The organism is Arenibacter sp. F26102, assembly GCF_023015865.1.
GTDB lineage: Bacteria > Bacteroidota > Bacteroidia > Flavobacteriales > Flavobacteriaceae > Arenibacter.
The window spans coordinates 581,806-606,257 of the sequence record NZ_JALKBC010000001.1 but is presented as its reverse complement, the minus strand read 5'-3'; the positions used below and the strand labels follow the sequence as shown (position 1 = coordinate 606,257).

The 24,452-nt window shown below is 39.7% G+C and carries 22 protein-coding genes; 8 read left to right on the top strand and 14 right to left on the bottom strand.

The annotated features are described in order from the left end of the window. Positions 1 to 26: 26 nt before the first annotated feature. On the bottom strand, positions 27 to 2,069 hold the full coding sequence (locus tag MWU78_RS02460; protein ID WP_246994620.1) for a response regulator: 2,043 nt from the start codon (positions 2,067 to 2,069) through the stop codon (positions 27 to 29). Between the two features lie 405 nt (positions 2,070 to 2,474). Between MWU78_RS02460 and MWU78_RS02455 the strand changes: the two genes are divergently transcribed. Continuing rightward, positions 2,475 to 2,897: a TerB family tellurite resistance protein gene (locus MWU78_RS02455; RefSeq protein ID WP_246994688.1), complete on the top strand. Its 423-nt coding sequence runs from the start codon at positions 2,475 to 2,477 to the stop codon at positions 2,895 to 2,897. A 49-nt stretch (positions 2,898 to 2,946) separates the two neighbouring features. Here MWU78_RS02455 and fbp read toward each other — a convergent pair whose 3' ends face one another. Next, entirely contained in the window at positions 2,947 to 3,954 is a 1,008-nt protein-coding gene (gene fbp / locus MWU78_RS02450; protein WP_246994618.1) for a class 1 fructose-bisphosphatase, read from the bottom strand. A gap of 113 nt (positions 3,955 to 4,067) precedes the next feature. Between fbp and MWU78_RS02445 the strand changes: the two genes are divergently transcribed. The 3 genes from MWU78_RS02445 (at position 4,068) to MWU78_RS02435 (ending at position 7,704) form a co-directional block, all read left to right on the top strand. Beyond that, complete coding sequence (locus MWU78_RS02445) at positions 4,068 to 4,547, top strand: GNAT family N-acetyltransferase (protein WP_246994616.1); 480 nt, start codon at positions 4,068 to 4,070, stop codon at positions 4,545 to 4,547. Then, a complete protein-coding gene (locus MWU78_RS02440) occupies positions 4,544 to 5,794 on the top strand; it encodes an aspartate kinase (protein WP_246994614.1) in 1,251 nt (416 codons plus the stop codon). Before MWU78_RS02445 ends, MWU78_RS02440 begins: the two co-directional genes overlap by 4 nt. Positions 5,795 to 5,880: 86 nt before the next feature. Continuing rightward, complete coding sequence (locus MWU78_RS02435) at positions 5,881 to 7,704, top strand: lysophospholipid acyltransferase family protein (RefSeq protein ID WP_246994612.1); 1,824 nt, start codon at positions 5,881 to 5,883, stop codon at positions 7,702 to 7,704. A 41-nt stretch (positions 7,705 to 7,745) separates the two neighbouring features. Here MWU78_RS02435 and MWU78_RS02430 read toward each other — a convergent pair whose 3' ends face one another. The 8 genes from MWU78_RS02430 to MWU78_RS02395 form a co-directional block, all read right to left on the bottom strand. Continuing rightward, positions 7,746 to 8,237, bottom strand: a complete 492-nt coding sequence (locus MWU78_RS02430) for a GNAT family N-acetyltransferase (RefSeq protein WP_246994610.1) — start codon at positions 8,235 to 8,237, stop codon at positions 7,746 to 7,748. A gap of 114 nt (positions 8,238 to 8,351) precedes the next feature. Further along, positions 8,352 to 8,804 carry a TM2 domain-containing protein gene (locus MWU78_RS02425; protein ID WP_246994608.1) on the bottom strand — a complete coding sequence of 151 codons (453 nt, stop codon included), beginning with the start codon at positions 8,802 to 8,804 and terminating at the stop codon, positions 8,352 to 8,354. A 53-nt stretch (positions 8,805 to 8,857) separates the two neighbouring features. Continuing rightward, positions 8,858 to 9,244 carry a VOC family protein gene (locus MWU78_RS02420; protein WP_246994606.1) on the bottom strand — a complete coding sequence of 129 codons (387 nt, stop codon included), beginning with the start codon at positions 9,242 to 9,244 and terminating at the stop codon, positions 8,858 to 8,860. 89 nt (positions 9,245 to 9,333) lie between these two features. After that, positions 9,334 to 10,290, bottom strand: coding sequence for a 2-hydroxyacid dehydrogenase (locus tag MWU78_RS02415; RefSeq protein WP_246994604.1), 957 nt, complete (start codon positions 10,288 to 10,290; stop codon positions 9,334 to 9,336). A 168-nt stretch (positions 10,291 to 10,458) separates the two neighbouring features. Next, complete coding sequence (gene mgtE / locus MWU78_RS02410; RefSeq protein ID WP_246994602.1) at positions 10,459 to 11,811, bottom strand: magnesium transporter; 1,353 nt, start codon at positions 11,809 to 11,811, stop codon at positions 10,459 to 10,461. Continuing rightward, positions 11,798 to 12,670, bottom strand: coding sequence for a 16S rRNA (adenine(1518)-N(6)/adenine(1519)-N(6))-dimethyltransferase RsmA (rsmA, locus tag MWU78_RS02405; protein ID WP_246994600.1), 873 nt, complete (start codon positions 12,668 to 12,670; stop codon positions 11,798 to 11,800). The genes mgtE and rsmA overlap by 14 nt, the downstream gene beginning before the upstream one ends. Positions 12,671 to 12,695: 25 nt before the next feature. Further along, positions 12,696 to 13,007 (bottom strand): DUF4286 family protein, encoded by a 312-nt coding sequence (locus MWU78_RS02400; protein WP_246994598.1) that lies wholly within the window; start codon positions 13,005 to 13,007, stop codon positions 12,696 to 12,698. Positions 13,008 to 13,076: 69 nt separating this feature from the next. Beyond that, positions 13,077 to 14,861, bottom strand: a complete 1,785-nt coding sequence (locus tag MWU78_RS02395) for a tetratricopeptide repeat protein (protein ID WP_246994596.1) — start codon at positions 14,859 to 14,861, stop codon at positions 13,077 to 13,079. 194 nt (positions 14,862 to 15,055) lie between these two features. Here MWU78_RS02395 and MWU78_RS02390 point away from each other — a divergent pair, with 194 nt between their 5' ends. Beyond that, positions 15,056 to 15,247, top strand: a complete 192-nt coding sequence (locus MWU78_RS02390; RefSeq protein ID WP_246994594.1) for a hypothetical protein — start codon at positions 15,056 to 15,058, stop codon at positions 15,245 to 15,247. A gap of 11 nt (positions 15,248 to 15,258) precedes the next feature. On the opposite strand, the gene serS is transcribed toward MWU78_RS02390, so the two are convergent. Next, positions 15,259 to 16,530: a serine--tRNA ligase gene (gene serS, locus MWU78_RS02385; RefSeq protein ID WP_246994592.1), complete on the bottom strand. Its 1,272-nt coding sequence runs from the start codon at positions 16,528 to 16,530 to the stop codon at positions 15,259 to 15,261. Positions 16,531 to 16,619: 89 nt separating this feature from the next. Between serS and MWU78_RS02380 the strand changes: the two genes are divergently transcribed. Continuing rightward, positions 16,620 to 17,000: a VOC family protein gene (locus MWU78_RS02380; RefSeq protein WP_246994590.1), complete on the top strand. Its 381-nt coding sequence runs from the start codon at positions 16,620 to 16,622 to the stop codon at positions 16,998 to 17,000. Here the strand turns inward: MWU78_RS02380 and MWU78_RS02375 are convergent. Both MWU78_RS02375 and MWU78_RS02370 read right to left on the bottom strand, forming a co-directional pair. Next, a complete protein-coding gene (locus MWU78_RS02375; protein WP_246994588.1) occupies positions 16,997 to 18,346 on the bottom strand; it encodes an HTTM domain-containing protein in 1,350 nt (449 codons plus the stop codon). The genes MWU78_RS02380 and MWU78_RS02375 overlap by 4 nt on opposite strands. Then, positions 18,347 to 19,273, bottom strand: a complete 927-nt coding sequence (locus MWU78_RS02370) for a bifunctional riboflavin kinase/FAD synthetase (protein ID WP_246994586.1) — start codon at positions 19,271 to 19,273, stop codon at positions 18,347 to 18,349. A gap of 178 nt (positions 19,274 to 19,451) precedes the next feature. Here MWU78_RS02370 and MWU78_RS02365 point away from each other — a divergent pair, with 178 nt between their 5' ends. Both MWU78_RS02365 and MWU78_RS02360 read left to right on the top strand, forming a co-directional pair. Next, positions 19,452 to 23,099 carry a reprolysin-like metallopeptidase gene (locus tag MWU78_RS02365; RefSeq protein WP_246994583.1) on the top strand — a complete coding sequence of 1,216 codons (3,648 nt, stop codon included), beginning with the start codon at positions 19,452 to 19,454 and terminating at the stop codon, positions 23,097 to 23,099. Positions 23,100 to 23,103: 4 nt separating this feature from the next. Then, the gene (locus MWU78_RS02360) at positions 23,104 to 23,787 is read left to right on the top strand and encodes a hypothetical protein (RefSeq protein WP_246994581.1); all 684 of its coding nucleotides are present in this window, start codon (positions 23,104 to 23,106) and stop codon (positions 23,785 to 23,787) included. A gap of 8 nt (positions 23,788 to 23,795) precedes the next feature. Here the strand turns inward: MWU78_RS02360 and pth are convergent, their stop codons facing one another. Further along, positions 23,796 to 24,425, bottom strand: coding sequence for an aminoacyl-tRNA hydrolase (gene pth, locus MWU78_RS02355; RefSeq protein ID WP_246994579.1), 630 nt, complete (start codon positions 24,423 to 24,425; stop codon positions 23,796 to 23,798). Between the last annotated feature and the right edge of the window lie 27 nt (positions 24,426 to 24,452).

Genomic DNA, 24,452 nt, shown 5'->3' with positions numbered 1-24,452 from the left:
AGGTAAAGTACCTCGATTGAACCATACTATACCCGCACCAGATAATTAGATAGATTCTGCCTAAGCTTATCAAACGAAATAGGTTTTGTAAAATAGTCGTTCATTCCAACCTCTTTGGCCCCTTGGATCGTTTCCTTGGTAACATCTGCGGAGAAACCAATAATAATAATGTCCTTATTGGTTTCTCTTATTTCCACGGTAGCCTCAAAACCATCCATTTCCGGCATATGGATATCCATAAAGACCAAATCGTATTCGTTTTCGGCCACGGCCGTTACAGCCTCTTTTCCATTGCCAACCCAATAGGTGTTAATTCCAAAGGTATCCAAGGTCTTTTTAAGGACTACCACATTTATCTTATTATCGTCCACGATCAATACCTTAAAACCACTTAAGTCTATATCGTTGGCAACAGGAACATTAATTTCCGGTTGCACCTCGGTAATTGGGAATTTGAGAGAGATCATAAATTCCGAACCTACATTTTCCGTACTATCCACCTCAATATGACCTTCCAACAATTCTATGAGAAGATAGGTAATGTACAACCCAAGACCACTACCTTCATGTCTTTTCGTTATACCGGAATCTATTTGGGTAAACCTGTCAAAAATGGTTTTGAGTTTACTTTTAGGTATTCCTATTCCGGTATCCTTTAAACCGATGCTAATATTCAGGTAGTTGTTTGATATTTGTTCTTCGTACGTAATATCTATTCCACCCTCTTCGGTAAATTTAAGGGCATTCCTTAAAAGATTGGTGAGAATCTGGCCAAACTTCCCAATGTCGCCAATAACGTGGGTTTTGGTATCCGAATCGATTTCCGAACGCACATAAAGCCCTTTTGCCTCAATACTGGGCTTATAGATACTGATAATATTCCTAAGTTCTTCAGAAGGGGAAAAGACATCCTTTTTAAAGGTTATCTGACCAGATTCTATTTTATCAATCTCCAAAATATCGTTCACCAGCAAAAGTAATTTTTTGGAAGAGACATCCATCAAGGAGAGATATTCCTTTAGGGAACTATCAATTTTAGACTCTTTTAAAACCTCTATAAAACCTAAAATGGCATTCAAAGGGGTCCTGATCTCATGACTCATGTTGGACACAAACTCGGTTTTTGCTTTGGAGGATTTTTCAGCTTTTATTCGCTCTGTCTTTAAACTGGCATTGGCATCCCTAAGTTTAATATTTAATTCCCTAAAGCGTATGTTTTCTTTTCTTGACGATTGATAGAAATAAATTAATGAACTGGTCAACAGAGACAATACCAAACCGAAAATAAAAAATATCATCATAGTTTCCCTCTTCTCTGAATAAAGGTCAACTATACTCGGTGTCATCGTAAAATTCCAAATTTGTTGATCAACATCATCCACGGAGTAGGATTGACTATAAACCAAGCCATCCTTACTACTATTGGGATTGGGAGTATTAAAGGAATAAAACACCTTTCCCTTATCGTCAGTGAGTTCAATGGCATACATATCCATTCCTGACATCAAGTGATCAAACGTATCCGTAAAATCGATTCCTGCAGTAACGGTACCATGGAAAGTACCATCGTAATAAACCGGCACATCCAACAAAAAAGCCTCTCCTTTTTGGGTCAACTTGACCCAAGAGGTTATATTGGTAGACGAATCCTTCACATGTCGGAGCCACTCCTCCCTCCTGGGATGTTTTGAAAGGTCTAGGCCAATAGCCGCCTCATTGCCCTCCATTGGTGTAATTTTTCTAATCACCATAGAGCTATCGATCCATTCTATAAATTTAAAGGAATTATTTTGTTTTAAAATGAGTTCGGCTTCGTTGTCCCAATGCTTAAAATATTCCCCCTTGGACATTTGAATACGCCTCATTAAATTCTCTAGTGCCACAACACTACTTTGCCCAGTATAGACAAACTCCTTAAATCGCAAATATCCCGTATGCTGAATTTCATCCATAAGAAGCCCTTTTTGCTCCTGTACAGAATTATTCCATAGAATGGAAACCACGGTCATTAAGACAACAAAAACGGATATGGGCAGAACAAGTACTTTCTTGGAGAATTTTAAGGGCATCTTTTGGCTTGGCTAGTGGGGTAAAATAAAATCCATCATGTTGTGCATAAGTCCAAAGATATCACAATTAATAAAAAATATCCTTTTCAAAACCTTATAATATTTAAGCAATTTACCAACTACAGACCTAATCTTAGAGTTTATATGTGAAATTGGACGGATTAGAGTTGAGTAGATCTTAACTAATTGATTATGGCACTTTATTTATGATAATGCCCTAGAAAACAATAAAGTAGTGTAAATTAAAAATTAAGCGATAAAGAAAAATTGTGATTTGCGGATTACCCATATAGAATTGCTAGTACCTTTTTAGAATCGGAATGAAATGACGACGAAATATTTAAAGAAATTTCTAATTTAACTTTTCTAAAAAATTTATCTTTGTTATAAATAAAATTTATGAATATGTCTTATGTTGATTTATATAGTACAGGAACGCACAGAAGAAATTTAGCGCATTTTGCGTCCATTGCCACTTTAGCCGCTATTGACGGTGCAATAAACACCAAGGAAAAAGAATTACTGGACCGTTTTGCCAATAAACTAGATATTACGGAAGCCGAATACCAAGAGGTTATGAATTCGGACAACAAATATCCCATTAACCCACCTGCCAGTTCTGAAGAACGTCTGGAAAGATTGTTCGATCTGTTCAGAATTATTTTCGTGGATAATGTTATTGATGAGGAGGAGCGAGCCTTAATAACCAAATACGCCATTGGTTTGGGATATAGGTCTGAAAGTGCCAATCTGATCATTAAAAGATCAATAGATATTTTTACTGGAAAAATAGATTTTGAGGATTATTTATATCTTTTAAAAAACTAGGTCAATATTCTAACTATTAAATAAGAAAAGGAGCCTGCAGCTCCTTTTCTTATTTTGAGGCCCGCATAAACTCCTCCGCCTTTTCTACCATTTTTCTGCTTCCACAAAAGAAAGGCACTCTTTGGTGCAATTCCGTGGGCTTTATATCCATTATTGGGTCAAATCCATTACTTGCCTTTCCCTTGGCTTGTTCGGCAATGAATGCCATAGGGTTGCACTCATAGAGTAGCCGCAATTTCCCTTCCGCCGCAACACTGCTCTTTGGATATAAATAGATTCCGCCCTTGATCATATTTCTATGAAAATCGGATACTAAAGAACCTATATATCTTGAAGTATAGGGCCTATCTCCCTCCTCCTTCTGACAATATTTAATATAATCCTTAACACCTTGGTGAAAATGCACATAATTACCTTCGTTTACCGAGTAAATTTTACCCGTTTCCGGAAACTCCATATTGGGATGGGAAAGATAAAAAGTTCCCAAGGCAGGGTTTAAAGTAAATCCATTTACACCATCACCTGTAGTGTACACCAACATGGTAGAAGTTCCATATACAATATAACCAGCTGCAATCTGAGCCCTCCCTGGTTGTAAAAAATCTTCCAAGCCTACAGGGGCGCCAATAGGCGTAACCCTTCTATAAATGGAGAATATAGTTCCCACGGAAACATTCACATCTATATTGGATGATCCATCCAAGGGATCAATCAGAACAATATATTTATTTTGATGTTTATTATCACTACTGTTGATACTAATAAAATCATCTTCCTCTTCAGAAGCGATCCCACACACAATTTCCCGATTTATTAAAGTCTGAATAAATTTTTCGTTGGCCAAAACGTCCAACTTTTGTTGATCTTCTCCCTGGATATTGGTATCCCCGGCAGCTCCAATGATATCTACCAATCCTGCCTTATTAACTTCGTGGTTTACAACTTTTGCCGCCAATCTAATAGCGTTTATAAGTTTTGAAAGCTCCCCTGAGGAATATTGGAAAGAGGATTGGTTTTCAATAATGAATTCCCCCAGGGTGGTATTTTTTCTGTGCATTACGAAAGCTTTGTTTATTTGAGCACAAATATCGGTTAATTTGTGAAACTACAACGTTTTCGTAATATATTGATTTTTTAAATTTATAACTTTGTGTTTTATTTGTAACAATTATGAAGTATATCATTCGAGATGCCGCAGCCAAGGATATGGCCCAAGTGCACAAATTGATCAAGGAGTTGGCCGTTTTCGAAAAGGAAGATATGGCCGTGGAGGTAAGTGTTGAAGATTTACAGAGGGATGGATTTGGAACCATCAAATTATTTCATTGCTATGTAGCGGAAGCTGATGGGGATGTGGTAGGGATGGCCCTGTTGTTTAACAGGTACTCCACTTGGAAAGGTCCAATTATTCATTTGGAAGATTTGATCGTTACCGAATCTATGAGAGGAAGTGGATTAGGCGCCGCCTTGTTGACCAAGGTAGTGGAACACGGATATAATCTCGGCGTTAAACGCATTAATTGGGAGGTCTTGGACTGGAACGACCCAGCTATTGCCTTTTACGAAAGTAGAGGTGCCAAGGTTATGCGGGATTGGAATGTAGTTCATTTGGACGAAAAAGGAATTCAAAAATTTTTAAATAAACTATGAGGGTTTTTAAATTTGGAGGAGCATCGGTCAAAGATGCGGACAGTATAAAGAATGTTGTTAAAGTTTTAAAGGAGGTTGGTCATGAAAATACCTTGTTGGTAGTTTCTGCAATGGGCAAGACCACAAACGCAATGGAAGATGTTGTAAACGCATACTACAAGGATAAATCGAAATTATCCTCGGCCGTACATGACGTTATTCAATACCACGATTCAATTCTGCATGACCTATTTCCCAATGACAAGCACCCAGTTTTTGCCAGTGTCAAAACTCTTTTTGATGAAGTACAGGGATTTTTGGTCTGGAATAAATCTCCTAAATATGGTTTTATTTATGATCAGGTTGTAGGTTATGGCGAATTGGTATCCACTACCATTCTCAGTGCCTATTTAAATGAAATTGGTATCACCAATCAATGGTTGGACGTAAGGACCTTGATCAAGACCAATGACGATTATCGCGATGCCATAGTAAATTGGGAGAAAACCCAATTAAATGTTACCGAAAAGATAGATAAGCGTAAATTAAATATAACCCAGGGCTTTTTGGGTAGTGATGACAATAACTTTACCACTACCTTGGGAAGGGAAGGCTCCGACTATACCGCCGCTATATTGGCCTATTGCCTAAATGCGGAGGAGGTCACCATTTGGAAGGACGTCCCCGGGGTGCTGAACGCCGATCCCAGATATTTTGAAAAAACAGAATTGTTGAACAACATATCTTACCGCGAAGCAATTGAACTTGCTTTTTATGGTGCTTCGGTAATTCACCCTAAAACCTTACAACCCCTACAGAGGAAGGAAATTCCTTTACATGTAAAATCCTTTATCAATCCTAGGGACAAGGGCACAACCGTAGGAAAAGGAATAGGAATAGAACCTAAGGTACCCTGTTTCATAGTTAAGAAAAACCAGGTGCTAATGAAACTATCCTCCTTGGATTTCTCATTTATTGTGGAAGATAGTATAAGTGAACTTTTTAAAATGCTCCACGATCATCAGATGAAAGTAGATCTGATCCAGAATTCGGCCATTAGCTTTTCGGTATGTGTAGATAATAAATTTGGTAAATTGGAGGAGCTGTTGAACCTCCTAAAAAGAAGGTTTAAGGTGGTGCACCACGAAGGTGTTTCCTTATATACCATAAGACATTTTGATATTGAAGCCATAACATCGCTCCAAAAAGGGAAAGAAATATTATTGGAACAACGAGGAAAGGAAACAGTACAATTGGTAGTCCAATAAGGCAATGAAATAATTTGTTGGTGCGTTATTTTCGGGATAGCTGTAGCGATTTTCCTATCTTAGCCCCTACCAAATTACACTAAGGCATGGGTTTAGTTACCGCAAAGGAAGTAGCCAAGGCTATTAATCTGGATAAATACGGCTTTCTGGGAACGTTTATTGGATGGTTGCTCATGAAGATAACCAAAATTTCCAGTATTAACCGGTTTTATGATGACCACAAACATTTGGAAGGACTTGCCTTTCTGGATGCAATTTTGGATCATTATCAAATAAAATTTGAGATTCCCGAGGAAGATTTTAAACGATTGCCCAAACAGGGTTGTTATATTACCATCTCAAATCATCCCCTTGGCGGCATAGACGGGGTACTGCTCCTAAAATTACTTTTAAACCACAGATCGGATTTCAAGATTGTTGCCAACTTTTTATTGAATAGGATAGAGCCTATGTCTCCCTATATTCTCCCTGTTAACCCTTTTGAGAACCATAAGGATGCCAAAAGCAGTATTTCAGGATTTAAGAACGCGATGCAACATTTGAGGGACGGCCATCCTTTGGGAATTTTTCCTGCTGGAGAAGTATCTACCTATAAAGATGGGAAATTAATTGTGGATAAGCCTTGGGAGGAAGCTGCCTTAAAACTGATACGCAGGGCCGAAGTACCCGTGGTCCCCATCTATTTTCATGCAAAAAACAGTAGGTTATTTTATCGCTTGTCCAAGATAAGTGATGTATTCCGGACGGCTAAATTACCTTCCGAAGTTACTACCCAGAAAAACAGGATCATAAAAGTGCGTATTGGGCAACCCATTTCTGTACAGACACAGAACGAACAGGAAAATCTGGCCGAGTTCGCCGATCTATTGCGCCGTAAAACCTATATGCTTTCCAATGCCTATGAAAAGGAAAGGTTGTTGGACCAGATCCCTACCAGTTTAAAAATATCTAAAGCTCCAAGAAAGATTGCCACAGCAGTGCGTACGGAGGTTATTCAAGAAGAAATTGAACGTTTAAGGGAAAAAGATTGCAGGCTGTTACAAAGCAAAAATTACGAGGTTTTCTTGGCCAAGGCAATTGATATGCCCTTTATTTTAAAAGAAATAGGCAGGCAACGGGAAGTTACTTTTAGAGCCATAGGCGAAGGCACAAACAATTCCATTGACCTGGATAAATTTGATAATTATTATCGTCATCTCTTTCTTTGGGACGATGAGGAAAAGGTAATAGTGGGAGCATACCGAATGGGAATGGGTTCCGAGATATTTGAGGAACACGGAATAGACGGATTTTATTTACAAGATCTATTTCGATTTGAGCCTGAACTATATGGGATGATGTCCAAATCCATAGAAATGGGCAGGGCCTACATCATAAAGGAATATCAACAAAAACCAATGCCCCTTTTCCTTTTATGGAAAGGTATTGTACATACCACCCTGCGTTTTCCGGACCATCAGTTTTTAATTGGCGGTGTAAGTATAAGCAATCAGTTTTCCAACTTTTCAAAGTCCTTGATGATAGAGTTTATGAAAAGTAATTATTGGGATCCCTATGTAGCGCAATATATTAGGCCCAAAAAGGAATTTAAGGTTAAGCTCAACGATGCCGACAAGGATTTTATATTTGATGAAAGCGAAGCCGATCTTAATAAGTTTGACAGGCTGATTGAAGAAGTGGAACCGGGAAGTTTAAGACTTCCTGTTTTGATCAAAAAATACATTAAACAAAACGCCAAGGTGGTGGCCTTTAACGTAGACCCACTGTTTAACAATTCGGTAGACGGATTAATGTATATTAAAATTGCCGATTTACCTGAAAGTACCGTAAAGCCTGTTATGGAGGAGTTTCAGGCTGAATTGGAGCGAAAGTTGGCCGAGGGGCAACAAGATGATGAAGGCCCAGTCTAGAGTTTTGTCCAATAGGCGAGCTTTTTGCCGCCCAAAATGACTTAATGAAGCCCTACAAGGGCACTTCTCCTTTCGAACAGCAGATTATCCTTCCAGACATTATCACGCTTACCTATGCGTTCCCTTTTACCAATAAAGCGAAATCCCATCTTGAGATGTAATTCCACACTTCCTTTATTCTCTGGGAATATTCCCGATTGCAGGGTCCAAAATCCCGCTTTTTCGCTTTCAACAATTAGCTGTTGCATAAGCAATTTCCCTAATCCTTGCCCTCTGTTTTCCTGAGCTATATAGATACTCACTTCTGCCACACCCCCGTAAACGCATCTGCTTGACACAGGAGAAAGTGCCGCCCATCCCAATATGGTTTCCCCGCTGGCAGCCACCAATCTACCTATCTTTAAATGTGCTGCGTCCCACATATGAAAGGTGGGTACTTCTTTCTCAAAAGTAGCAAAACCCGTATCCATGCCCTCCTGATATATTTGGGCTACCCGCGGCCAATCACTATTTGTCATTTTTCGTATTTCCATTAAATTACCAATAAGGACAAGACCATACAACTGATCTATCCGATTTATCGTAATATTACGATAAATATGGACAAAAATAAAGTCAGACCAAATAAATCCGACTTTATACTATTCTTAAAACCAAGGTTTCTTACCCACCTGATAGATATTATAGAATTCCTCATCCGACTTTGTCAGGTACATAATACCTTCAATTAAACCAACTATAGAAACCAACATGGTTGGTATTCCACAAAGAAACCAGCCTAGCACACCGACTGCAGCCATAATGATTCCTTCTTTTTGATATCCCAATATAAACTTGTGAACTCCCAACCATCCAAACAAGATTGCCAGGATTCCGGCCAACAGTTTTTTATTATCCCCTCCTGCACTTGCCAAACCTTCCTTGAATTCATTTGCTGTTTTCTTGGCTTCCTGTCCAAAATCCTTGGCAGCGTCCTTAGTGTCCTCTGCAAATTCCTTTGCAGACTCTTTTGCGTCTTTTGCAAACTCCTTGGCCGATTCCTTAGCACCTTTTGCAGCATCCTCGGCTTTATCTCCTAAATCCTTCTTTTCTTCTGACATGGTAGTATTTAAGTTGATTAATAATAGTACTAAATGTAACAATTATTTCCCAATCAAAGAAACGCTTTATCATTGGGCTCCCACAATTCCAATTTATTGCCATCAGGGTCTAAAATCCAACCAAATTTGCCATAATTGTATTCCTTAATTTCACCAACTACGGTAACTCCTTCTTCCTTCAAAACCTTAAGCAGCTCCACCAAATTCTCTACCCTGAAGTTCATCATAAATGTGGATTCACTAGGCTTGAAATACGGTGTATCCTCTTTCATGGGACTCCATTGGGTAGAACAATCGTTACCTTTCTTGTCTTTCCACCAAAAAGTACATCCATATTGATCGGTATTAAGTCCAAGGTGTTTATTGTACCATTGCTTAATACCATTTGGGTCTTTGGTTTTAAAGAAAAAACCGCCCAATCCTGTAACTCTATTTTTCATAATAGTCCAATTTTAATTACCAGAATTTTAGAATTTACGACAATTCCATAAATATAGGGCAATCCATATGGACCGAAAAAACTTAAAAGCTACCTTACACCACTAACCTGACAAAATTTTTCTTTTATCTTATCTACCACCGTCTGTGCCAATTTAATTTTACTCTCTACAGTCCAACCTGCTACATGTGGCGTAAGCAGCACATTTTCGGCATTGACCAAATAGGTAAAGGCCTCTGGCAGCTCCGACTCACTGAACATATCTTCAAAAGACTTCTTTTCATATTCAAGAACGTCCAAACCGGCTCCAAGTACCTTGCCCTCTTTCATTGCGGCAACAAGATCCTCTGTTACCACACATTTGCCCCTAGCTGTATTTATCAACCACAAAGGGTTTTTGAAATCTTTCAAAAACTCGGCGTTGACCATATTCTTGGTAGCGTCGGTCTGCGGTACATGGAGGCTTAGTATCTCCGCCCTTTGTCTTAATTCCATAATCCCAACCTGTCTGGCATTGTCATCGCCTACACCCCCAACAATATCGTAACAGATAACTTCTACATCAAAGCCCTTTAGCTTTTTGGCGAAGGCCTTGCCCATATTGCCATAGCCAATAATCCCTACCGTTCTACCGTCCAATTCAATACCACGGTTACCTTCCCGGTCCCATTTGCCATTTCTAACCTCTTTGTCGGCCTTATTAAGTTTGTTGAATAGAGATAATAACATGCCCAAAGCGTGTTCCCCTACGGCATTTCTGTTACCCTCTGGCGCAGCTGCAAGAAAGATTCCCAATCGTTTGGCATGTTCAGTGTCTATATTTTCCAGTCCAGCTCCCAAACGACCAATAAACTTTAGGTTGGTGGCCTTATCCAAGAAAGCTTCATCAATAGTGAATCTGCTCCTAATGATGAGACCATCATATTCACCGATTTTATTTTCAATCTGCTCTTTGGAGGAGGTATAATCTTCATCATTTTGAAACCCTAAGGCATTAAATTGCTCAATGATCAGTGGGTGATTTACATCTAAGTGGAGAACTTTCATAAACTAAATATTATACGGCAAAGATACAAGACCGCATGGCTACTGGAAACAAGAAACTGGACTATTTTCAGGTTTAAATATAAATTCCAGGACGTATTTGCACTAGGGATTGAAGCTGGCTACCATGTAGCGCGGAAAGCCCGCCACCGACGAAGAAGGTGGAGTGCCCTAAATACCCAATATTACCTTGGCGATGGAAAAATATATCAAAATCCCGAATATATCGTTGCTGGTGGTAATAAATGGGCCTGTTGCAATGGCGGGATCTATGCCCCTTTTGTGCAAAAATATGGGTATAAAAGTCCCAATGATCCCAGCCACTACGGTTACCGTTATCAAGGAAATGGAAATGGCCAAGGAGGTAAGAAAACTACCTTTCCAAATCCATGTAAAAAACAATAGTATAGTCGCCAATACAGCTCCGTTCAGCAGTGCCAACAACATTTCTTTTAGTAGTCTACCGGCAATACTCCCTTTTAAATCGTCATTGGCCAAACCCTGGACCATAATGGCGCTGGATTGCACCCCAACGTTACCGGCCATTGCAGCTATTAACGGGGTAAAAAAGAAAAGCACACCGTAATCGCTCATCAGGGTCTCAAAGCCCCCCATAATGGCTGCTGCTCCTACACCTCCCAAAAGGCCTAGAAACAACCATGGTAATCTGGCACGGGTCAGGTCCCAAATACTGTCATCCGCCTCCACGTCTTGAGAAATACCAGCTGCCAGCTGATAATCTTTTTCCGCTTCTTCCCTAATAACATCCACAATATCATCTATCGTAATACGACCCACTAACCTCCCAATTTCATCTACAACGGGAATGGCTTCCAAATCGTACTTAGACATTATTTTGGCAACTTCCTCCGGTTTTTCATTTACGTTAACGGCATCTACCTTGGGAATATATACTTCGCTGATATGGGTCTTAGTAGACGTAGTCAGCAAATCCTTTAAAGAAAGTCGGCCTTTAAGTTTACCTTCATCATCCACCACATAAATGGAATGTACCCTAGTTACATTTTCTGCCTGTGCCCGCATTTCCTTTACACAGGTAAGTACGTTCCAATTCTCATTGACTTTAACCAGCTCTTTGGCCATAAGTCCCCCAGCGGAATTTTCATCATAGCGTAACAGGTCAACAATATCCTTGGCATGCTCCCTGTCCTCCAATTCGGAAATTACTTCCTGGACCATTGCTTTGGGCAGCTCTCCTATGATATCCGCGGCATCATCCGTATCCAACTCATCCAGTTCTCCCGCAATTTCCTTTGCTGAAAGGTTGGCAAGGATGGCTTCCCTCACATCAACATCCAACTCTGTAAGGGTTTCCGAGGTTTTTTCGCTATCGAGAAGTTTAATTAGATAGGTAGCATGATCCTCGTCCAATTCATTGATGATTTCCGCCACATCCGCATAATGCACCTCAGCCAACAGGGCGGCCAATTGCACGTCCTGCTTGCTGTCTATTAGCTGCTCTATTTCAGCTAAATAATCCTCAGTGAGTTTAAATGGTATCATTTGCTATCTTCTGTGTCAACGAAATAAAGTCCACAACGCTCAATTGTTCCGGACGAAGGCCAAATATAGCATCTTCTTTGAGAACATCTGAAAGATTGAAAGTTTTTAAACTGTTACGAATCGTCTTCCTACGTTGGTTAAATGCCGCTTTCACCACCTGTTTGAACAGTCTTTCATCCACTTCCAAATGGAAATTGGACTTCCTGACGAGTCTTAACACTCCCGACTGAACTTTAGGGGGAGGATCAAAAACTTGTGGAGATACCGTAAATAAATATTCCGCATCGTAAAAGGCCTGTACCAATACGGAAAGTATGCCATAGGCCTTACTTCCCTCCTTTTCACAAATCCTTTCTGCCACCTCCTTTTGAAACATCCCAGTAAACTCCGGAATCTGATCTTTAAATTCCAACATCTTAAAAACAATCTGCGTGGAAATATTGTACGGGAAATTACCGGTTATGGCAAACTGTTCTTCCCCAAAAAGGGTCCATAGGTCGTATTTTAAAAAGTCGGCCTCCAAAACCTTAAACTCCCCCTTGCGTTGCATTACCTTATTGTGTTCCAAAGGGAAACTGTGGTTTAGGTAAATTATGGATTCCTCATCCAGATCCATCGCCACCAAATCGATATCCTTTTCCAACAAGTATTTGGTAAGCACCCCGGTACCAGGCCCTATTTCTATGACATTTCGGTATCCGTTCAAGGTTAGGGTATCCCCAATCTGCCGGGCAACAGACTCATCTTTTAAAAAGTGCTGGCCTAAATGCTTTTTAGCCTTTACGGGGCTTTCCTCCTTCCAAGGTCTATTAAACTTCTCTTTTTTGGAATGAAATGCTTTTTTCCCTTTTTTGCTCATGGTGCTGCGTAATAAAGTAATACAATTAGTGTTCGCTTATGATTGCCAACTCTGTCCTAAAGGCAACAAACTTGCCTGCAAAGAGTTCCATCACTTTTTTACGCAGTCTTTCTGCATCTTCCTCGTAATATTTTTGAAGCGTTTCTTTGGAATCGGTAGTATATTGAACGGAATAGGTAATTCCCCCCATCTCCTCCTCCACCAGCACTTTGGTCATCAGAGCCTTGGAAAACTTTCCGGTGTCCAACATCTCAGGTATATGCACTTCCTTCATCCAGGACAACCAATCCTTCTGGATCGATTCTTCAATATTAATAGTAACATTGTATATATACATGCTATTTCTTTACTTTCCCGAGAGGGAATATTTATATTAGTTTAAGAATAAGTCAGGATTTTTGGACAACTAATTAATACTGTCTCCCCGCAGCATCCTAAAATTTTTTCTTGCTTGTGGAAAATAGTAACTATCCTGATAATTATAGATAATTTTCTCATAATGAGCCTTTGCCTTTTCAGGTAGGTCCAAGATATTGCGATACAATTCAGCCAAGGCGAAATTGGCATCATCCGCTAAAATATCGTTAGCGTAAAATTCCACTATTTTAAGATAGTTAAATTCTGCCTTTTCATAATCCTTCAATTCGGTTAAAATTTGGGCCTGTTTCATAAGCGCCTCATCCTCAATTTTCTCCCCTTTATGATTTTGGAGGATATCCTCTAAAAGTCCAATGGCATCCTTCTTTTTATTTTGATACGCCAAAAAGTCGGCCCGTGCATATTTTTTTAAAGCCGTTTGGGTAGAATCTTCCAAGGAGTTATCGGAAATTAACAAGCTCAATTGCATGGCATCATTGGCAATTAATTGGGAGGTAGAACCTCTAAGCACCTTTAATTGAGTCAGCGCCCAATCGAAATCCCCTTTGTAGAAACTGGTTTGTGCCACCTTAAAACGGGCCTCTTGGCCCAAGACATCGTTTTTTAAATCTTTCTGTATTTGGGAAAAATAGATCAATGCCTGATTAAATTTTTGATCATATACCAAAATATCGCCCAAAGTGCTTTTAATATAGGATTTGCCATAATTATTCAAAGGCAGCTCCAAGCTCTGTCGTAGGATTTCAATGGCCGGTTCCGCGGTATTTTTATTAAAGGTTAAAAATTTGGCGTATGCAATTTGCAGCTGCAAGGTTTCCATTTCATAACCATGAATTCCCAGTAAGGCATCAAATTTCCCTTGGACCTTTTCCAGTACTTTATCATCAGCATCCAGTAAATCTATATCTATTAGACTTAGTTGGGCATCCAAGGCCATCACGGCATCTGCACTATTTTGTGAAATATATTCAAATATTTCCTTTGCAGTTTCTATCTCCTGCTCTTCCAATGCTATTTTTCCCAAACCCTGTAGTCGTTGTAAAGAATTTTCACCTCCCCTTTTGTAAATGGCTTTTTCTTGACTAAAGGCACTTTTATATTGTTTTTGCTGAACAAAAAGCCAACTCAACAATTCGTTCCACAGAATATCCGGGTTTTTTTGGGCATTCTGGAGTACTACTTTTTTAAATTTTATGTTATTGGGATTTTCGGAATCAGAACTAATAAAATCGTTTATATTTCGAAGTACATTAGCCTGGGAAGCCTTTCCTTCACTAATTAATTTTAGGTAGGAATCATACATTTGCTCTATGTCCCCCTTCTCCCCATAGATTCTTGCCTTTTGAAAATTATAATCCAATTTCGGGTTTAACTCCATGGCGAGGGAATATGCCTTAATGGCATAATCCAACAAAGCGTATTTTTGAAATCTATATCCAAGACCATAGCCAAAATTTGGATTTTCATTTATTTTTTGAAGTGCGGCATTGTAATACTCAGTTGCCTTTTCTGGCAAATCCTGCAAGGTATAATTGTAGCCCAACTCTATGAGCATAGTGGGATAAATATTTTGACCATCCACGGCCTTCAACAAGAATTGTTCTGCCTTATCATACTGCTCCAATTGTTGGTAGCAGGCAATTAAGCCTTCCCCATAATCGGTCCGCATTGGATTTTTGGCTACCAACTTCTCATAGAACACTACTGCCTTATCATAGGCGCCATCCTCAAAATACTGTTTTGCCAAGAAGTCTTCCTGAGAAAACAGCGATTGGGAACAGATTAATAAAAGAATATAATGAAGTAGTCGCAAGGGATCTTTTTTTCAAAGATACGTAGAATGTATAAAGTGTGTGTTAAGGGCAATACAAAGAATTATCAGAATCCAAAACTTTAAATTCACCTTAGATTTAAGATCTAACTTTGTATATTATTATTTTTTGATGAAACTATTAATTGCAGAGGACGAACTTTCTTTACAACAATCCATAGTTACCTAATTGGAAAATGCGCCCTTGCGCGTTTACAGGCGACACCGGACTGCAGGGGGATATACATGACGGATGGAGTGTCTTGGCAGATGCATTATCGGAGTTGGCAGCTCCTATAATTCTACTATCCTTTATCAAAAAACACAAGGGAATTACCTATAACAGCACCAATGGCAACTATCTTTTAGGCCATTCTTACACATTTTAAACCTTTTATTCCTAATCTATTTTATCAAAACCGGTATAAGGAACAAGAACTTCAGGAATTTGTATTCCATCTGCCGTCTGGTAATTTTCCAATATTCCAGCTAGAACCCGTGGTAATGCCAAAGAGCTGCCATTTAAGGTATGTGCCAATTGACTTTTACCGTTATCGTCCTTGTATCGCAATTTCAACCTATTTGCCTGGTAAGTTTCAAAATTGGAAACGGAGCTAATTTCCAACCAACGATCTTGAGCTGTGGAAAAAACCTCAAAATCAAACGTAAGTGCGGCTGTGAATCCTAAGTCCCCTCCGCAAAGGCGTAAGATCCTGTACGGCAATTTCAATTCACGTAGGATATTCTTAACATGCTCTACCATACCGTCCAAAGCCTCGTACGATTTTAAAGGATGCTCCACACGTACTATTTCTACCTTATCAAATTGATGCAAGCGGTTTAATCCGCGCACATGTGCACCATAGCTCCCCGCCTCCCTTCTAAAACAAGGGGTATAGGCAGTATGCGTAACCGGGAAGTCACTTTCGTTCAAAATAACATCCCTAAAGATATTGGTTACCGGCACCTCTGCAGTTGGGATAAGATAAAGGTCATCTTCCCCAACATGATACATCTGACCTTCTTTATCGGGCAATTGACCGGTACCGTAACCAGAGGCTTCATTTACCAAATGTGGTACCTGAATTTCATTATATCCCGCCGCGGCATTCTTATCTAAAAAATAAGAAATGAGTGCCCTTTGCAATCGGGCTCCTTTGCCTTTATAAACGGGAAATCCAGCACCGGCTATCTTAACCCCCAATTCAAAATCTATGATATCATATTTCTTGGCCAATTCCCAGTGGGGAATTGCGCCCTCTTTTAGAGTAGGAATATCCCCTTCCCTAAACACCTCCTCATTATCCTCCTCTGTGCTTCCCGCTGGAACTGACGTATGGGGAACATTTGGAATTTGGTATAACAGGGTTTGAAGTTCAGCAGCTGTTGATGTCAATTCCTCGTTCAGTTCTTTTGACTCCTCCTTTAAACTGCCTGTACGCTCCTTTAAAACATTGGCTTCTGCCGCCTTACCACTTTTGTAAAGGGCGCCTATTTCCTTGGATATACTATTGGATTCTGCTAAGGTATTGTCTAGGCGAGCTTGCAGTGATCGTCGTTTTTCATCCAATTGAAGTACATTTTCAATAAGTGGAAGAGCGTCAATATTACGCTTTTTTAAAGCTTCTACAATTTGTACTTTGTCTTCACGGATAGCCTGTAACTGCAACATTTTTTTAAAATTTTATCGTGCAAATTTAACCTAATCTTCGGATTTTAGGCATAATTTTAGCCTAGATATAATATGCAATTCTAAAAATTATGGTTTTTGAACACCTAGCCTTAAATGTAAAAAACATCAGGGATATTAAAGATTGGTACGTTTCCAATGTGGGACTCAAAGTGGTGAGCGAACAAACTGAAGCTCCTTTCATGACTTTTTTGGAAGATTCTTCCGGACGTGTAATTCTGGAACTTTACCATAGACCTGATGAAGAAATTACAAATTTTAAGGCAAAGCACCCGCTTACCTTTCATATGGCATTTGTGTCCAAAAATGCTGAAAAAGATAAAATTAGGCTATTGGATAAAGGGGCCAGTTTTGTAGAGGAAATTAAAAAGGCAGATGGAAGCCATTTGGTGATGCTTCGCGACCCATGGGGTATGCCCCTACAATTATGCCATAGAGCCAAACCATTCTAATAAAACAATACATTTGATCCTTTTTGCGATTCTTGTGGTGGTGATGGCAATATCCAATCGTTATGTTTAAAATGGCTCCAGGTTACCTCGCCCAGATCTATATCTGGATCAATAAATTGCTGGTAAGGTTTGCCATTAACGCTCACCCTTGAATTAACATAGATAGAAATTTCCTCGCCCTTTTCCTTGTATTCCTGTTTTAAGCGTTGGGCAAATTGCCACATAAAATCCGGATAACAGGATATTTTATTTTTTTGTGCTTTCGTTAGATAATCGTCCAAATTTACCAAAAACGAATTTTTGGTTGTACTGCTCACTACTTTAAACGTCGTAATTCCAGTGCGACTCCGTAACATCATTCTCCAACTCATACGGTGCCCTTCCTCTGTCCATAAAACATCATCCTTTATAAAATAATGCCGTATAGGCAGCCCCAATTGAACTAGAAAATAAATGAACATAATGGCTAAAACGAACTTTCTATTCGGAGGAACAATAACTTGACCCTCCTTATAAGGTTCCTTATGTTTAAAAAATATTTTCCGAATCACCTCCGGTTCAAAAAAGAATACGGAGAATGCCAGTGCCAAATACGGGAAAATACCTATTTGAAAAACGATGGAATTAAATAAGTGAAAGAAAATTGAAACCACAAAAGCCAATTTTCTAGTGGGCTTCCATAAAAGAGCAGGAACTATTAATAAATCGAAAAGAATACCTGAAATTCCTACTATCCTATGAAGCAAAGGTTGCTGTAGGAGTCCACCAATTACCGGGTAGCCCCTTTTGTTTTTAAAAAGTATCTCTATAATACTGAAATCCAGCCAGTCGCCGTACAACTTTGCAAAGGAGGCGTAGGTGTAAACGATTAAAAGTTGTAAAACAATTACCCATTTCACAAACGCCGGCATCTTATTGGTCATAAGGTTAGGATTACTCCTGGCGTCTAGGGAATAATTCCGATTAGCCGGTAAAAAGGCCATTATAGCGGCAATCAGTATCAACAGATAATAGTGATTGTTATAAGCTGTTTTTTGCATAAGATAAACTCCTGTCCAAAGCAGCGTAAAAGCAATTATACTATAACGGTACTTATACCCCAAAGCAATGCAAACTCCAAGGGTTCCCATCACAAAAAAATAATAATACATACCTAGCCCAGGTAGTGGCTGTAACCATTCAAAGCCGATAAAAGTGAAGGTAAATTGCGGGTCTATCAAGGTTCTTTTGACCCAACCCGTAGCAATGGCCCCGTAGCATTCCAAACTGACCAAAATGCCAAAAAATATCCTAAAAATAAGGAGGGGACTATTATCGATTTGCTTAAAAAGAAATCGATCCAACATTTACTTGGAGATTATGGAAAGGGAGGTCTCCCGATCCTTTTTCAACTGTATCTTTAGTGCATCAACGGAAGCGAACTTCTGCTCATCCCTTATGCGGTCTATAATATCTATTTGAATTTTTTTTCCATATAGATCCCGATCAAAATCGAAGAAATTAATTTCGATGCTTTTCGCCTTGCCATCCACCGTTGGGTTAAAACCGATGTTCATCATTCCATAAACGGTTTTATTGTCCATAATACTGCTCACCACATAGACCCCATTCTTTGGTATTAGCTTGTACTCCTCTGGAATGGATAAGTTGGCCGTGGGAAAGTCTAATTTACGCCCCAAACCTTTTCCTTTTACAATGGTACCCGTCAGCATATATTTATATCCCAAATACAGATTGGCCGTTTTCATATCTCCCTCCTCCAATGCTCTCCTGATTTTTGTGGAACTTACGGAAACATCATCCACTTCTTGGGCCGATATTTCCTCTACCTCAAAATCCAAGGCATTCCCAAAAGCCATCAAATCATTTATATTGGCATTCCTATTTCTGCCAAATCTATGATCGTAACCTATAATGATTTTCTTTGTCTTTAAATCATTGACCAAAATATCCCGGACAAATTGGGTAGCCGATAATCGGGAAAACTCTTTGGTAAATGGGTGAACAATTAAATAATCTATACCTATTTCCTCCAAAATTTTGATCTTCTCATCTATGGTATTCAAAAGCCGAATAGACACATCCTTTTGAAGGACCATTCTGGGATGGGGAAAAAAAGTAAGCACTGTAGATTTCAGCTCCAGCACTTTGGCATTATTTATGAGACGTTCCAATATTTTACGGTGGCCGATATGCACACCATCAAAAGTGCCTATAGTAATGGCAGTGGGGTGCGCTTTGTCGTAATTGGAGATGCTTTGAACTGTTATCACAAATTGGAATAATAAAAAAACTTATCTTTGAGTTTGTACAAAAACCCGCTTGATGGTTGTAAAATTACGTCTTGTTTTTTCAATATCCATATTTTTTCTTAGCTATTGCGGATTTGGGCAAACTAAATATTGGCAAAAAACCGATTCTAGAAGTAACCGGTCGCAAAATCAAACGAAAGTGTTGGAGGTTAAACACGGCACCACATTTTCATTGCAGAAAGATATTTTTGTCAATGAACTTAAGTCAACCCATGTTAATAAGGCTTCCAAAATACTGAGTTTTCCTGACGAAGACGGGGAAATGATTCCGTTTGTTGTCCAAGAATCCTCTGTTCTTTCACCAGAACTTTCCGAAAAATACCCTCAAATAAAATCATATATCGGCAGGGGTTTAAACAATGCCAAGGATAGGGTGCGATTTAGTGTATCCCAAAATGGCATACAAAGCATGATTGTCTACGGGGATAGCAAAAGTGCCACTTTCATGCAAAAAATATCCAATTCCGACGAAGAATATTTGGTGTACAGCAGGAAGGATGCCTATATGATGAATACCAATTTCATTTGTGAAACCCAATCGCTAATTGAAAAGGAAAAAGGACCATCTGCCTTAAAATTGGTAGACGGTCAGGTCCTAAGAAAATATAGGTTGGCCATCTCGGCCACGGGAGAATACACTGAGTTTCACGGAGGCACAATACCAAACGCCTTAGCTGCCATAAATGCGACCATTACGAGGATTAATGAAATTTTTGAAACCGATTTGGGAATCAGTTTGGAAATTGTTGCCAATACCGACCAGGTTATTTATACCAACAAGGAGACAGACCCCTATGGATCTAATCTTAATTCAGAAGTACAGAACACCTTAAATACGGTTATTGGCCCTGAGAATTACGATGTAGGACATTTGTTTCAAAAGGACGAAAACGGCGGAAATGCCGGCTTTATAGCCTCGGTATGCATAGATTCCCGAAAAGGTAGCGCATATTCATCTGCATTAATTCCACAAGGTGATATTTTTGACCTGGATTTTGTTGCCCATGAAATTGGACATCAGTTTGGTGCAAACCACACTTGGTCCTTTGAATCCGAAGGCACCTTGGTCCAGGCAGAGCCTGGAAGCGGAACAACCATTATGGGCTATGCAGGAATCTCCGGCAGCAATAATGTTGCCTTAAGCGGAGACGACTATTTTCATTATTACAGTATTTTTCAAATCCAGGAATACATTAAGACTACCGGTTGCGGACAAGAAATTCCTATTTTAAACTCCCCACCCACTATAGTGTCTTCTGGAAACTTTACTATACCAAAATCTACCGCCTTTATGTTAACGGGGAATGCCACGGATTTGGATATGGACGATATCCTTACCTACAATTGGGAGCAGATCAATGACGGAATAGTTACCCACAATACCTTTGGACCAACCAACCTTAGTGGTGCCAACTTTAGATCTCTAAAACCCACGGTAAAACCTTCAAGATATTTTCCTAAACTTAGTAGTATCGTATCCGGCAATCTTACCCAAACCAATCCCAATGTAAATACCACATGGGAAACGGTTTCCAATGTAGAAAGGGAACTGGATTTTGCGCTTACGGTAAGGGACAATTCCTTAGGGGGAGGACAGGTAGCATCGGACCTTGTAAAGGTGACGGTAATAGACAAGGCCGGGCCATTTGTTGTAACCTCCCAATCAACCAATGAAATTTATACAGCGGGTACCAGACAAGAGGTCCAATGGGATGTAGCCAATACCGATCAAGGCCCGGTGAACGCACAAAAAGTAGATATCTACTACTCTGCCAATGGAGGCGCCTCGTTTCCGATAAAATTGGCCGATAGTGTCCCCAATGATGGACAACAGGATATATTAATTCCGGGGTTTGCCACACCCTCTGGCAGGATAATGGTAAGTGCACACGATAATATTTTTTTAGCGTTAAATTCCTCCAATTTTACGGTTACCGCATCAGATATTGTATTGAATTTTGCCCAATTGCAACACGAGGTTTGTCAAGGCAATGACTTGATTGCGCCTTTTACCTACCAAACGTTTAACGGCTTCTCTGAAGAAGCCACATTTTCCGCTACTGGAATGCCACCGGGATTGTCCATAGATTTCTCCCCTACATCCGCAATAGAGAACGACACTCTAGTGGACATTACCTTTTCCAATACCGACTTGGCAACTCCTGGAAATTACCCCATAACCATAGTGGCCACTTCGGCAACAGTAAGCAAAGAGGTTGTTATAGATGTAAAAATACTGGATACCGTACTTTCCGATGTAGTGCTACAATTACCCACCGATGGAGCTACTAATGCCCGTATAGCATCATTATTGGAGTGGGAATCCAATACTTCACATACTGCCTTTGATATTGAGATTGCAGATGACCCGGGATTCACCAATATTATTGAGACGGCAAGTGTTATTTTTAATTCCTACTTAACTACCAATTTGGCAGAGGAAACTACTTATTATTGGCGTGTTAAACCCAAAAATAGTTGTGGAGAAGGGTCCTTTGGCCCTGCATTTAGCTTTACCACTTTAGAGCTGAATTGCGCCTTGGAAATCGCCAAGGACTTGCCTCTAACTATAGCAACAAACGGGGCGCCGACGGTAACATCTGTAATCACACTCTTGAACGACCTGCCCATTGCAGATGTAAATGTTAATTTGGACCTAACCCATACGTTTCTGGCCGATTTGGAAATAAGCCTTATTTCGCCTGCTGGCACCCGAGTAATACTCGTGTCCAATTCCTGCGGGGGAAATCAGGATATACTAGCGACATTTGACGATACCGGAAATAGCTTTATTTGCGGAACAAGCCCGGCAATACAGGGTGTTGTAAGGCCACTCGGATCTCTGGGAGCGTTTAATGGGGAATCAACCTATGGCGATTGGATATTGGAGGTAAAGGACATAGCCGCATCTGATGGAGGATCCATAAATGCCTTTTCTTTGGACATCTGTGTAGAAGGTACCTTTAGGGCAGATGAGGATAAAGATGGCGTCTTTGATGATGGGGATGACCTGTGCCTAAATACCCCCATGGGGGCCACGGTGGATTTAAGCGGATGTGCCGTTTATATTTTACCTGCGGATAATTTTGAGGTGGAAATAAACAGTGAGTCCTGTAGCAATCAAAATAATGGATCCATACGCATCGTAGCTGGTATAAATATGGATTACGAAGTTACTCTCACTGGTACTGGAATCAATAAGAGTAGTAATTTTACCAATTTCTATTTTGAACAAGGCCTTATGGCCGGCACTTATGAAATATGCATTATAGGCACAGAAGACGATAAAGTATACGAACCCTATTGTTTTCAGGTAATCGTTACCCAACCCCCTCCTTTGAGCGTGACATCCAAACTTGTTGCAGACGGAAATCAAACCCTACTAAATCTGGATGGAGGCAATTTGTACTATGTTGAATTAAATGGTATTGCAACTCAAACCAAAGCTTCGAGCATTATATTGGACCTAAAAAAGGGAATCAACCAAATTAAAGTAACCACCGACCTACCTTGTCAAGGTGTATTTGAAGAACAATTGTTGCTCATAGACGAGCCTTTGGTGTTCCCCAACCCATTTGATGAGGAAGTAACCCTGTTGTTCAACAATGCTCCGGATGGCGTAAATACTAAAATTTTTAATTATAATGGCCAATTGATCAGTAATAAAGATTACACCCTTTATAACAATGAACTAAGGATTGATTTCTTGGGATTACCCTCAGGAATTTATATTCTTAAGGTTAAGGGTGAGGGGATAAATAGTACTTTTAAGGTTGTAAAGAAATAAACGGATGAAACCAATAGCCATATTTTTATGTTTTTTGGCCTTAGCGGGATGCGGAGGTAAAGATTCGCCAAAACCACCATTACCAGCACTTTTGGTTTTTCCTCAAAAAAACTCCGAATGCACAACCGGCATAAATGTTACAGGAACCAATAATTCTACGGTGCAGTTTAGATGGCAAACTTCGGACCATACGGAATCTTATGAATTAAGAGCCACCAATTTAAATACCAACACTACCCAAACCATTGTTGTAGGTGGTACTTCGGCAAATTTGAATATTGAAAGAGGAGCCCCTTATTCTTGGTTGGTAGTTTCAAAAAATACGGAAGTATCCGAAACGGCACGTAGCGAAACATGGCGGTTTTTTAATGCGGGTGTTGAAACCACCCATGCACCCTTTCCTGCAGAGGTTATATCTCCCAAAACAGGGTCTAACATATCAAAGGATCTGAACAATGAAGTACTTTTGGATTGGGAAGGTGCAGATGTGGATAATGACATGGAAGGATATGAGGTATATTTTTCAACTGAAACCCCACCAACCACATTAATCACAACTCTTACTTCCGGAAAATCGGATTTTAAGGTTAGTGTATTGGCAAATACCGTCTATTATTGGAGAGTAGTCACCATGGACCGCGAGGGAAACACGGCAACGAACAGCATTTCCGAATTTAAAGTACGCTAAAACCTTGACTAGGTGCCGTTAAACTCGTTCATTGTTCTATTTACCCCAGACAATACAAACGAACGGACAAGCTCGTTGATGCGCTCATATCGATTAACAAGTGCTTCCTTTTCTTCTTCGTTCCATTCCCCCAGGACATAGTCTATTTGTTTTCCCTTTCCAAAATCCGATCCAACACCAAACCTCAATCTATTGTAATTGGTAGTAAGTAAATGCTCTTGAATATCCTTCAATCCATTATGACCACCATCGCTTCCTTTTGTCTTTAAACGTATTGTACCAAAAGAAAGATTAATATCATCTGTAATAACCAACAGATTCTCATGGGGAATATTTTCCTTTTCCATCCAATATTTCACAGCTTTTCCACTTCTGTTCATATAGGTAGATGGTTTTAGGCACAATATACTCCTGCCCTTGACCTTAAATGTACCTACATCACCCAACTTAGCTGTTTCAAAGCTAAAACCTTCCTTTCTGGACAGGGAATCCAAAATTTTAAAACCAATGTTATGACGGGTTTCGGAGTATTCTTCTCCGATATTTCCAAGACCAACAACCATAAATTTCTTCATACTATCCGATTCGTCCAACAATGACCTGCTCCTTTTAAAAAGTGACTCAAAAATATGGAACATTATTCTCTTTTTAGGAATTCATAAAAA

Excerpts from the sequence above, each read along its gene's own strand:
- MWU78_RS02460 (WP_246994620.1), bottom strand. The coding sequence starts at position 2,069 with ATGCCCTTAAAATTCTCCAAGAAAGTACTTGTTCTGCCCATATCCGTT.
- MWU78_RS02455 (WP_246994688.1), top strand. The coding sequence starts at position 2,475 with ATGTCTTATGTTGATTTATATAGTACAGGAACGCACAGAAGAAATTTA.
- fbp (WP_246994618.1), bottom strand. The coding sequence starts at position 3,954 with ATGCACAGAAAAAATACCACCCTGGGGGAATTCATTATTGAAAACCAA.
- MWU78_RS02445 (WP_246994616.1), top strand. The coding sequence starts at position 4,068 with ATGAAGTATATCATTCGAGATGCCGCAGCCAAGGATATGGCCCAAGTG.
- MWU78_RS02440 (WP_246994614.1), top strand. The coding sequence starts at position 4,544 with ATGAGGGTTTTTAAATTTGGAGGAGCATCGGTCAAAGATGCGGACAGT.
- MWU78_RS02435 (WP_246994612.1), top strand. The coding sequence starts at position 5,881 with ATGGGTTTAGTTACCGCAAAGGAAGTAGCCAAGGCTATTAATCTGGAT.
- MWU78_RS02430 (WP_246994610.1), bottom strand. The coding sequence starts at position 8,237 with ATGGAAATACGAAAAATGACAAATAGTGATTGGCCGCGGGTAGCCCAA.
- MWU78_RS02425 (WP_246994608.1), bottom strand. The coding sequence starts at position 8,804 with ATGTCAGAAGAAAAGAAGGATTTAGGAGATAAAGCCGAGGATGCTGCA.
- MWU78_RS02420 (WP_246994606.1), bottom strand. The coding sequence starts at position 9,244 with ATGAAAAATAGAGTTACAGGATTGGGCGGTTTTTTCTTTAAAACCAAA.
- MWU78_RS02415 (WP_246994604.1), bottom strand. The coding sequence starts at position 10,290 with ATGAAAGTTCTCCACTTAGATGTAAATCACCCACTGATCATTGAGCAA.
- mgtE (WP_246994602.1), bottom strand. The coding sequence starts at position 11,811 with ATGATACCATTTAAACTCACTGAGGATTATTTAGCTGAAATAGAGCAG.
- rsmA (WP_246994600.1), bottom strand. The coding sequence starts at position 12,670 with ATGAGCAAAAAAGGGAAAAAAGCATTTCATTCCAAAAAAGAGAAGTTT.
- MWU78_RS02400 (WP_246994598.1), bottom strand. The coding sequence starts at position 13,007 with ATGTATATATACAATGTTACTATTAATATTGAAGAATCGATCCAGAAG.
- MWU78_RS02390 (WP_246994594.1), top strand. The coding sequence starts at position 15,056 with ATGCGCCCTTGCGCGTTTACAGGCGACACCGGACTGCAGGGGGATATA.
- serS (WP_246994592.1), bottom strand. The coding sequence starts at position 16,530 with ATGTTGCAGTTACAGGCTATCCGTGAAGACAAAGTACAAATTGTAGAA.
- MWU78_RS02380 (WP_246994590.1), top strand. The coding sequence starts at position 16,620 with ATGGTTTTTGAACACCTAGCCTTAAATGTAAAAAACATCAGGGATATT.
- MWU78_RS02375 (WP_246994588.1), bottom strand. The coding sequence starts at position 18,346 with ATGTTGGATCGATTTCTTTTTAAGCAAATCGATAATAGTCCCCTCCTT.
- MWU78_RS02360 (WP_246994581.1), top strand. The coding sequence starts at position 23,104 with ATGAAACCAATAGCCATATTTTTATGTTTTTTGGCCTTAGCGGGATGC.
- pth (WP_246994579.1), bottom strand. The coding sequence starts at position 24,425 with ATGTTCCATATTTTTGAGTCACTTTTTAAAAGGAGCAGGTCATTGTTG.